Here is a 9,714-nt window from a genome sequence, read left to right on the forward strand (position 1 = left end):
AGTCCCGAGTCCCGAGTCCCGAGTCCCGAGTCCCGAGTCCCGAGTCCCGAGTCCCGAGTCCCGAGTCCCGAGTCCCGAGTCCCGAGTCCCGAGTCCCGAGTCCCGAGTCCCGAGTCCCGAGTCCCGAACCGCCATGGCCACCCTCTACAAAGTCACCTTCCTCAACGCCGGCAAGATCTACGAGCTGTACGCGCGCAAGATCGCCTCGGGCAATCTGTGGGGGTTCACCGAGGTCAGCGAGTTGGTCTTCGACTTGCACGAAGGCCTGGTGGTCGATCCGACCGAAGAGCGGCTGCGCGATGAGTTCGGCAGCACGCGCGTGCTGCATCTGCCGATGCAAAGCATCGTGCGGATCGAGGAAGTCGAGCGCAAAGGCCAGTCGGCGATCCGCGACGCCACCACTGGCGAGAAAGTGGTGACGCCGTTCCCGCTGCCGGCCAAACCGCGCTGAGCGAGGCCGGCGAACGTCCGCCACGGTTTGCGGCATCACAAACGAAGAACCCGGCCAGTGGCCGGGTTCTTCGTTTGTGCGTGGCGTTGCGCGCGCCGCGATCGGCGACGCCTGCTTCAGCGACGCACGCCAGCGCCGGCCGCGGTCGCGACCGGTTTCTTGAGTTCGGCCAGGGCCGAGGCGATCGGCGCATCGCCTTCGAGCACTTCGCCGGCGTTGGTGCCGGGCGCGTCCTCTTCGTCGCCATGCAGATGACCGGGCAAGGTCGCTTCGCTGTAGTAGCTCGGGCGCTTGTCGTCCTCGCTCTTGGCCGCACGCAGCAGCACGTCGGGGATGATGCCCAAGGCCTGGATCGATTTGCCGCTCGGCGTGTAGTAACGGGCGGTGGTCAGCTTGACCGAGTCGCCGTTGTCGAGCGGCAGCACGGTCTGCACCGAGCCCTTGCCGAAAGTGCGGCTGCCGACCACGCGGGCGCGGCCGTTGTCGCGCAAGGCGCCGGCCAGCACTTCCGAGGCACTGGCCGAACCGGCATCGACCAACACCACCACCGGCGCGCCGTCGAGACGGTCGCCCGGGGTCGCGCCGAACTCGGCGTCGCTGATCGCGATGCGGCCGCGGGTGCTGACGATCTTGCCCTTTTCGAGCAAGTCGTCGGCGATCTGCACCGCCGAGGTCAACAGACCGCCCGGATTGCTGCGCAGGTCGATCACCAAGCCGCGCAGTTTGCCGCCGGCCTGGGTCTTGAGCTTCTCTAGCTGGCTTTCGAAATCGGCCGCAGTGTCGGCCTGGAACGCGCTGACCCGCACATAGCCGTAACCGGGTTCGAGCATGCGGCCTTTGACGCTGGCGACGCGGATGGTCTCGCGCGCGACGGTGACGTCGAAGGGCTTGTCGCGGCCTTCGCGCACGATGGTCAGCACCACCTTGCTGCCGGGCGGGCCGCGCAAGGGACCGGAGCTGTCGCCTTCGTCGACCTTGAACGGCTTGCCGTCGATCGCGGTGATCAGGTCGCCGGCCTTGATGCCGGCGCGCGCGGCCGGCGTGTCGTCGATCGGCGAGATCACCCGCAAGCTGCCGTCGGGCTGGCGCTGCAGTTCCACGCCGATGCCGTCGTAGGCGCCGCGCGACTGCTCGTCGAAATCCTCGGCCGCAACCTTGTCGAGATAGACGCTGTGCGGGTCGAGATCGAACAACAGGCCGCGGATCGCCGAATGCATCAGCTTGGCGTCGTCGACCGGCTCGACATAGGCCTGCTTGACCGCGTTGTAGACCGCGACATAACGGCGAATTTCTTCGATCGGCACTTTCGAATCGCTGGCGTCGTCGCCCTTCTTGCCCTTGGCGACGGCCGCTTTGTCGGCGGGTTTGTCCTGGGCGGGCTGGTCCTGCGTCGGCGTTTGCTCGGGCGCTTTCTGCCCGGGTGCGTCCTTGCTCGGCGCCTGCGCCGGCGGAACCGCCTGGTCCTTGGCCGGTGCTGCATCCGGCGTCGGCGGCTGCGCCGCGGGTTCGTCCGCGGCCGGTTGTTCGGCGGCGTGCTTGTCGGAAGCCTGCTTGTCGGGAACCTTCTTGTCGGAAGCCGGTTTCTCGGGCGCCTGCTGCACCGGTGGCTGCTGCGCAGGCGCCTCCTGCGACAAGGCCGGAGCGGCGCCGAACGCGAGTGCGAGCGGAAGCAGACTACGCAAGGGATGACGCAGGGACATGCACGAAGCTCCGAGACGGATACCGGTTGGACCGCGCCCGGCGGCCAAGGTTCGAGCGGCTATCTGCGCACGTTAATCGGCGCGTTTGCAAGCTTTTGTTAAATGCGCGATCAGCGTCGCAACCAAGTGTTCGGATTGACCGGCTGACCGCCGCGACGCAGCTCGAAATACAGGGCCGGGCGGCCATGTCCGCCGGAGCTGCCGACCGTGGCGACGCCCTCGCCTTTCCTGACCGTGGCGCCGGCGTCCTTGAGCAGGGCGTCGTTGTTCGCGTACAGGCTCATGTAGCCGTTGCCGTGGTCGATGATCAACAGCAGGCCGTAGCCGGTCATCCATTCCGAATAGACCACGGTGCCGTCGCTGACCGCCTTGACCGTGCTGCCGGCGGCGGCGCCGATCAACAGGCCCTCGCTGCTGCGGCCGTCGGGCATGGTGCCGCCGAATCCGGCGAGCAAGGCGCCCGACACCGGCCAGCCCAAACCGCCGACCTGCGGCGGCGGCGCACTGGCGACCGCGACCGCCGGCTTGCGCGGCGTGCTCGTGCGCGCGGGTTTGCCCGAAGCCGCCGCGGTGGCCGCGGCTTTCGCTTCGCGCGCTTCGCGTTCGGCCTTGGCCTTGGCGGCGGCGCGGCGTTGCGCCTCGGCGCGGGCGGCGGCCGCGCGCAGCTTCGTCAGCAATTGCTCCAGGCCCTTGGCGTCGCGGCCGAGCTCGCGTTCGCGGGTGCTGCGGTCCTGGTACTTCTCGTTGATCTGCGCGACCAGGGCCGCACGCGCCTTGCGGTCTTTCTCGAGCTGGCCCAACTGGTTGCGCTGTTGTTTGCGGGTGCTGTCGAGGGTGACCCGGCGTTCGACGATTTCGCGCTCGACCGCATCGAGCTCGCGCAGTTGGTTATTGAGTTCGACGATGCGGCGTGCGCGGTCGCGCTGGACGTAACCGTGATAGGTGAGGATGCGGCCGCTGTCGGCGACCTTGTCCTGCGACAGCAGCAATTTCAACGGCGCATCGTTGCCTTGCGCGTAGGCCGCGCGCAGCAGACGCGCGAGCTCGCGTCGTTGCGAACCGAGCTTGCCGTTGAGCTCATCGCGACGCGTCTGCAGATCCTTCAATGCGGCCTGCTCGCGTGCGAGCCTTGTTTCGATCTCGCGCAGGGCGCGGTTGGAGTGGCCGACCTGTTCGTCGGCCGCGCGCAGTTGCTGCGAAGCGTCGCCACGCTGGCCTTCGAGCTGGCGGCGCTCGGCGGCGACCGACTTCAACTCGGTCTTGATCTTCTCGAGCTTGCGTTCGGTCTCGCGGCTGCTGTTCTGCGCCGCCGCCTGCGCATTCGACGCAGGCACCAGCAGCGACGCCGCAGCGAACGCGATCGTCGCCAGCGCCGGCAAACCCCACGCGCGCAGATTGCGCAGAGTGGGCATCAGCGCTCCAGCAGGCTCTGCCCGGTCATTTCGGCCGGTTGCGCCAGGCCGAGCAGATCGAGCATGGTCGGGGCGACATCGCGCAGGGCGCCACCGCTGCGCAGGCCGGTCTTGCGCGAGCCGACATAAACAAAGGGCACCGGGCCGACCGTATGCGCGGTATGCGGCTGTCCGGTTTCCGGGTCGCGCATCATTTCCAGGTTGCCGTGGTCGGCGGTGATCAACAACGCGCCGCCGACTTCGCGTACCGCCGCGGCGACCGCGCCGATCGCCTGATCGACCGCTTCGGCAGCCTTGATCGCCGCACCGAGGTCGCCGGTGTGGCCGACCATGTCGGGATTGGCGATGTTGCACACCGCCACGTCGATGGCGCCGGAGCGGATCGAGGCGACCAGCTTCTCGGTCAGCTCGGGACAGCTCATCTCCGGCTGCAGGTCGTAGGTCGCGACCTTTGGGCTCGGGATCAGGATGCGGCTCTCGCCGGCATACGGTTCTTCGCGGCCGCCGCTGAAGAAGAAGGTCACGTGCGCATACTTCTCGGTCTCGGCGATGCGCAACTGGGTCAGGCCGTTCGCGGCCAGCAGTTCGCCGAAGGTGTTGTGCAGGTCGTCCGGACCGAACGCGACCGGCGCCGGCAGCCTGGCGTCGTACTCGGTCAGGCAAACGAAGCGCGACAGCTTCGGCCGGCGCGCCTCATAGCCGGAGAACGCGGGATCGACGAAGGCCGCGGTCAGCTGACGGGCGCGATCGGCACGGAAATTCATGAACACCACCGCGTCGCCGTCGGCCATCGCCGCGCTTGCACCGATCACCGTGGGGGCAACGAACTCATCGGTCTCGCCGCGCGCATACGCAGCCTCGAGGCCTTCGAGCGCGCTCGCAGCGCGATGTTCGCTGGCGGCATCGACGATCGCGTTCCAGGCCCGCAGTTGGCGGTCCCAGCGCTGATCGCGGTCCATCGCGTAATAGCGGCCGCTGATCGAAGCGATATGCGCATTGCCGACGCGCTCGCACGTTTGCTGCAGGCGCTCCAGGCTCGGCGCGGCCGACTTCGGCGGCATGTCGCGGCCGTCGAGGAAGGCGTGCACGGCGACCCGGGCCACGCCTTCGCGACGCGCCAGTTCGAGCATGGCGAAGATGTGCCGCTCGTGGCTGTGCACGCCGCCCGGCGACAGCAGGCCCATCACGTGCAGGGTGGCGCCGTTCGCCTGCGCCGCGGCGCAGGCCGCGCGCAGTTCGTCGTTGGCATAGAAGCTGCCGTCCTCGATCGCCGCATCGACGCGGGTCAGGTCCTGGTAGACGATGCGGCCGGCGCCGAGATTCATGTGGCCGACTTCGGAATTGCCCATCTGCCCGTCCGGCAGACCGACGTGGCGACCTTCGGTGTGGATCAGGGTGTGCGGCTCGCTCGCGAGCAGCGCATGCCAGTTCGGCAGGGTCGCCTGGGCCAGGGCGTTGTCGGCGGGATCGTCGCGATGGCCCCAACCGTCCAGGATCAACAACACTACGGGCTTGGGGCGGGAAGGCGCTGACACGTCGGGAGTTCCTATGACTTGGGGCAGGGGCCGCCGCGGGCGGGTCCTGCGATTGTAGCGAAGCGGGGCATGAAGCCCCGAACAACGGCCGCACGAGCGCGGATCGAGCGCAGTCCGGTTCCGGGCAGATCCGGCAAGTGCTTGATCTTCAACGCCCGGCCACGGCCGATGCAGGATTTTCCTTCCGGGACGTAAACCGTTCGAGCGTTGCCCGCATCTCAGTCATCGTCCACTAAACAACGGAACACGCCATGACGCGCACCCGCCTCACTCTCAGCCTCTCGGTCCTGATCGCCATGTCCTCGCCGTTGGCGTTCGCCGACGAAGGCATCAGCAAGGTCAACGGCAGCATCACCGTCGGCTCCGGCGAACGCCAGGGCACGCTGGAAACCGTCAACGGCAGCATCAAGATCGGCAACAACGCCCGCGTGGCCGACGCCGAAACCGTCAACGGCAGCATCAGCGTCGGCGAGCGCAGCCAGACCGGTGGCCTGGAAACGGTCAACGGCAGCATCCGTGTCGGCAGCCACGTCACCGCCAATGCCGGCCTGGAAACCGTCAACGGCGGGATCTTCGTCGATCGCGGCGGTACCGTGCGCGGCGACGTCGAGACCGTCAACGGTGCGATCGGCCTGGTCGACACCGACGTTACCGGCGGCATCGAAACCGTCAACGGCGACGTCACCGTCGGCGTCGACTCGCACGTCAGCGGCGGCATCCACTACACCAAGCCCACCGGCATCGGCATTCAGTTCAAGCCGCGCAACCCGCGCGTGGTGATCGGCCCGAACGCACGCGTCGACGGCCCGTTGGTGTTCGAACGCGAAGTCACCCTCTACGTTCATGCCAGCGCCAAGACCGGCTCGATCCGCGGCGCCACCGCGATCGCCTACAACACGCCGAAGCCGCCGGCCGAGTAAGCGCCAGCCCAGCGTCCCCGGCCCGTTCCGATCGACCGGAGCGGGCCGGATCTAAAGCAGGGTTGCACCGGCCGCGGTGCGAGCGGCCACGCACGGGACAACACCCCCCGGACGTTGCCCCTAGAATGGACCTCCCCCACCCCCGGCCCACCGGCCGCTCCTGGAGGTCTGATGTCCCGTACCCCGCTCCTCACCGCCACCTCGCTGGTGGCCGCCGCCCTGGTGTTGTCGGCCTGCAACAAGCCGGCCGAAACGCCGGACGCGAAGGCTCCGACCGATGCCCCGGCCGCCACGCCGAGCACCGCCTCCGATCACGCCTTCGACGGCGCGATCAACGCCGCCGACTTCGCCCAGCACGTCAAGGTCCTGGCCTCTGACGAATTCGAGGGCCGTGCGCCCGGCAGCGCCGGCGAAGAAAAGACCGTCCAGTACCTGGAAGCGCAGTTCAAGCGCCTCGGCCTGAAGCCGGGCAACGGCGACAGTTACTTCCAGACCGTGCCGATGGTCGAGACCACCGCCGACGAAACCACCTCGCTCAAGCTCGACGTCAAAGGCCGGCCGCGCGAACTCAAGTTCGGCAGCGACATGGTCGTCGGCACCCGCACCGGCCAGGCCGAGGTCAAGCTCGACGCCAGCGAGCTGGTGTTCGTCGGCTACGGCGTCAACGCGCCCGAGCAGAAGTGGAACGACTATGCCGGCGTCGACGTCAAAGGCAAGACCGTGGTGATCCTGGTCAACGACCCGGGCTTCCACAGCCAGGACGCGACCCTGTTCGAAGGCCGGCGCATGACCTACTACGGCCGCTGGACCTACAAGTTCGAGGAAGCCGCCCGCCAGGGCGCGGCCGCCGCACTGATCGTCCACGACGACGCCGGTGCCTCCTACGGTTGGGACGTGGTCAAGAATTCCTGGTCCGGCGCGCAGTTCGACCTGCCGGCCAAGGACGATCCCGAACCGCGCCTGCCGGTGCAGGGCTGGATCACCGGCGACAGCGCACGCAAGCTGCTCGGCGACCTCGGCCAGAACCTCGACGCGCTCTACAAGGCCGCCGGTAAGCGCGGCTTCAAGGCGATCCCGCTGCAGGCCAAGGCCTCGGTCGACCTGAAGAGCAAGATCAGCGAGAAATCCTCGCGTAACGTGATCGCCCGCCTCGACGGCGCCAAGCGTCCCGACGAAGCCATCGTCTACATGGCGCACTGGGATCACCTCGGCAACCACACCGGCGAAGGCGGCCACGAAGGCCACGGCGCCGGCGACGGCAAGGCCGGCGGCGCCGACACGATCTACAACGGCGCGATCGACAACGCCTCCGGCGTGGCCGGCATCCTCGAAATCGCCGAAGCCTTCAGCAAGCAGACCCCGCCGCCGGACCGTTCGCTGCTGTTCGTCTCGGTGACGCTGGAAGAGTCGGGCCTGCTGGGTTCCAAGTACTACGTCGCCCATCCGACCGTCCCGCTCAACAAGACCGTCGCGGTGATCAATCTCGACGCCATGCCGATCATCGGCAAGGCCAAGGACTTCACCGTGGTCGGCTACGGCAGCTCCGAGCTCGAAGACATCCTCAAGACCATCGCCGACGGCCAGGGCCGCGTGCTGCACGCCGAAGCCACCCCGCAGGACGGCTTCTACTTCCGCTCCGATCACTTCAACTTCGCCAAGGCCGGCGTGCCCGCGCTGTACGCCAAGGGCGGCGACGACCTGCTCGAAGGCGGCACCGAAGCCGGGCAGAAGGCCCAGGTCGACTACCGCGATCACCGCTATCACAAACCGGCCGACCAGTTCGACCCGAACTGGAAGCTCGACGGCGTGGTCCAGGACCTCGACGCGCTGTACGGCGTGGGCAAGGTGCTGGCCGGCAACGAGCAGTGGCCGAACTGGTACGAAGGCAACGCCTTCCGCGCCGCGCACGACACGTTGATGGCCGCTCCGGCCAAGTAAGCTGCGGGGCAAACCGGTCGCTCGCCTGCGACCGCAAAGCGATCCGACGACGGCGCCCCTGGGCGCCGTCGTTTTTTCCGCTAGGCTTTGCAGGCCGCGACCGCGGCTATGAAGGAACGCGCATGTCCATGACCATCGCCTATTGGTGTCTGCTGATCGCTGCACTGCTGCCTTATCTTTGGGCCGCCGTCGCCAAGGGCACTGGCCAGCGCTACGACAACCGCGATCCGCGCGGCTGGCAAACCCGCCAGGACGATCCGCGCTGCCAAGCGGCCTATGCCGCTCACCTCAACGCTTTCGAGGCCTTCGCACCGTTCGCAGCCGGCGTACTCGGCGCGCAGATGGCCGGCGTCGACACCGGCGTGATCGCCAGCCTGTCGGTCGTCTTCATCGTCTGTCGCGTTTTGCACGGTGTGTTCTATCTGACCCGCAAAGCCGCTTTGCGCAGCCTGGCCTGGGTGATCGGCTTCGGCTGCGCGGTCGCCCTGCTCGTGCAGGCCGCCTTGGCCGCGGTCTGATCGTCCGCCGCAAGCTCGTTCGCTCTTACCTTCCAGAGTCAGGCATGAACCCGGCACCGAGTTCCGAGCACCAGGATTTCGCCGACGCCCTGCGCCGCGACGGTTTCCGTTTCGTCGCCGGCGAGGACATGCGCACGCATCTGCAGCGGCACGGTGCCCTGCAGGATTGGGCCGCGTTCGCCGACAGCTGGAACGACCTCGCGCCGGACACTTACCTCGCCAGCGTCGGCCGCCATCGCCGCCGTCGCCATGCCGTGTTCCGCGCCGATCGCGGCGGCGCGATCGCGCGCCAGCCGCATCAGCCCCACTACCAGAGCCTGAATTACAACGTCCTGCAGGGCGACATCGAACGCTGGTTCGAACCGGTACGCGACGACGTCGCTGACAGCTCGACCCTGGCGACCGTGCTTGGTTTCTGCCGCGATTTCTTCGGTCTGTTGGCGCCGCAAGTGCCGGGCTGGCACATCGAACTGCATCAGTTCCGCATCGAAGCCCGCAGCGACGAAGAGGGCCAACCCACGCCCGAAGGCGTGCACCGCGACGGCGTCGATTATGTGCTGGTGCTGCTGATCGATCGCCACAATATCGTCAGCGGCACGACCACCATCCATAGCGCCGACGGCAGTTTGCTAGGCAGCTTCACCCTGACCGCGCCACTCGACGCCGCGCTGGTCGACGACGCCCGCGTATTTCACGGGGTCACCGCGGTAACCCCGCAAGACCCCTCGCGCGAAGCGCATCGCGACGTGCTGGTAGTGACGTTCCGGGCGGTAGGCGCCATCGCTGATGCGGCAAATTCGGACGCCTGACTCTTCGCGACCGGCGTGTTCAAACGCTGAAGCACTCGATACATCCGGATGCTCCTGCTTTTCGAAAGCAGGCTGGATTGCCGTGCCTCGGTTCAGCCGGCAAGGATTGCCTTTGCCTTTGCCTAGATTTTGATCTGCTTTGCAGCTTTGTTGCTTTGCCGGTCAAAGGAAGACCCGAAGGGCGGCCCGCAAGGATGCGGGCCGTGCACAAGCACGGCCATGGATGGCCTGTCTGGAGCATCCCTGCGTATGCATCGCTCGTGCGGGCTTGTGCCCTTGCAAGAAGAGCCCTTTTCTTTGGTTGGCTTTGACCGAAGGAACTCCCTGTGGGACTTTTGGGCCAGCAAAAGAAAGTAACCCGGCCGCGTTAGCGGACGGAAGCTCTGCTTTGGTGTTTGATATTGATCTTGCGTGAGCGATACGCCGCGAGA

General features: G+C 67.3%; 8 protein-coding genes. 5 read left to right on the top strand and 3 right to left on the bottom strand.

Annotation, left to right across the window (positions count from 1 at the left end; genetic code table 11):
- The first annotated feature begins 133 nt into the window (after nucleotides 1–133).
- Nucleotides 134–451 (top strand): DUF1820 family protein, encoded by a 318-nt coding sequence (locus ACTOWK_RS23245; RefSeq protein ID WP_031371311.1) that lies wholly within the window; start codon nucleotides 134–136, stop codon nucleotides 449–451.
- A gap of 116 nt (nucleotides 452–567) precedes the next feature.
- Here ACTOWK_RS23245 and ACTOWK_RS23250 read toward each other — a convergent pair whose 3' ends face one another.
- The 3 genes from ACTOWK_RS23250 to gpmI all read right to left on the bottom strand — a co-directional run bounded on the left by ACTOWK_RS23250 (nucleotide 568) and on the right by gpmI (nucleotide 5,098).
- Nucleotides 568–2,151: a S41 family peptidase gene (locus tag ACTOWK_RS23250; RefSeq protein ID WP_441332449.1), complete on the bottom strand. Its 1,584-nt coding sequence runs from the start codon at nucleotides 2,149–2,151 to the stop codon at nucleotides 568–570.
- 110 nt (nucleotides 2,152–2,261) lie between these two features.
- Entirely contained in the window at nucleotides 2,262–3,563 is a 1,302-nt protein-coding gene (locus tag ACTOWK_RS23255) for a murein hydrolase activator EnvC family protein (protein WP_441332450.1), read from the bottom strand.
- Nucleotides 3,563–5,098 (bottom strand): 2,3-bisphosphoglycerate-independent phosphoglycerate mutase, encoded by a 1,536-nt coding sequence (gpmI, locus tag ACTOWK_RS23260; RefSeq protein ID WP_441332451.1) that lies wholly within the window; start codon nucleotides 5,096–5,098, stop codon nucleotides 3,563–3,565. Before gpmI ends, ACTOWK_RS23255 begins: the two co-directional genes overlap by 1 nt.
- A 251-nt stretch (nucleotides 5,099–5,349) precedes the next feature.
- Between gpmI and ACTOWK_RS23265 the strand changes: the two genes are divergently transcribed.
- From ACTOWK_RS23265 to ACTOWK_RS23280, 4 genes are all read left to right on the top strand, one after another.
- Entirely contained in the window at nucleotides 5,350–6,018 is a 669-nt protein-coding gene (locus ACTOWK_RS23265; protein WP_441332452.1) for a hypothetical protein, read from the top strand.
- 171 nt (nucleotides 6,019–6,189) lie between these two features.
- The gene (locus ACTOWK_RS23270) at nucleotides 6,190–7,956 is read left to right on the top strand and encodes a M28 family metallopeptidase (protein ID WP_441332453.1); all 1,767 of its coding nucleotides are present in this window, start codon (nucleotides 6,190–6,192) and stop codon (nucleotides 7,954–7,956) included.
- Nucleotides 7,957–8,078: 122 nt separating this feature from the next.
- Nucleotides 8,079–8,474 (top strand): MAPEG family protein, encoded by a 396-nt coding sequence (locus tag ACTOWK_RS23275; RefSeq protein ID WP_441332454.1) that lies wholly within the window; start codon nucleotides 8,079–8,081, stop codon nucleotides 8,472–8,474.
- Nucleotides 8,475–8,518: 44 nt separating this feature from the next.
- The gene (locus tag ACTOWK_RS23280; protein WP_441332455.1) at nucleotides 8,519–9,283 is read left to right on the top strand and encodes a 2OG-Fe dioxygenase family protein; all 765 of its coding nucleotides are present in this window, start codon (nucleotides 8,519–8,521) and stop codon (nucleotides 9,281–9,283) included.
- Nucleotides 9,284–9,714: the final 431 nt, after the last annotated feature.

Source organism: Lysobacter sp. CA196, from assembly GCF_052078695.1.
Lineage (GTDB): Bacteria > Pseudomonadota > Gammaproteobacteria > Xanthomonadales > Xanthomonadaceae > Lysobacter.

Excerpts from the sequence above, each read along its gene's own strand:
- ACTOWK_RS23245 (WP_031371311.1), top strand. The coding sequence starts at position 134 with ATGGCCACCCTCTACAAAGTCACCTTCCTCAACGCCGGCAAGATCTAC.
- ACTOWK_RS23275 (WP_441332454.1), top strand. The coding sequence starts at position 8,079 with ATGTCCATGACCATCGCCTATTGGTGTCTGCTGATCGCTGCACTGCTG.
- ACTOWK_RS23255 (WP_441332450.1), bottom strand. The coding sequence starts at position 3,563 with ATGCCCACTCTGCGCAATCTGCGCGCGTGGGGTTTGCCGGCGCTGGCG.
- ACTOWK_RS23270 (WP_441332453.1), top strand. The coding sequence starts at position 6,190 with ATGTCCCGTACCCCGCTCCTCACCGCCACCTCGCTGGTGGCCGCCGCC.
- ACTOWK_RS23250 (WP_441332449.1), bottom strand. The coding sequence starts at position 2,151 with ATGTCCCTGCGTCATCCCTTGCGTAGTCTGCTTCCGCTCGCACTCGCG.
- ACTOWK_RS23265 (WP_441332452.1), top strand. The coding sequence starts at position 5,350 with ATGACGCGCACCCGCCTCACTCTCAGCCTCTCGGTCCTGATCGCCATG.
- ACTOWK_RS23280 (WP_441332455.1), top strand. The coding sequence starts at position 8,519 with ATGAACCCGGCACCGAGTTCCGAGCACCAGGATTTCGCCGACGCCCTG.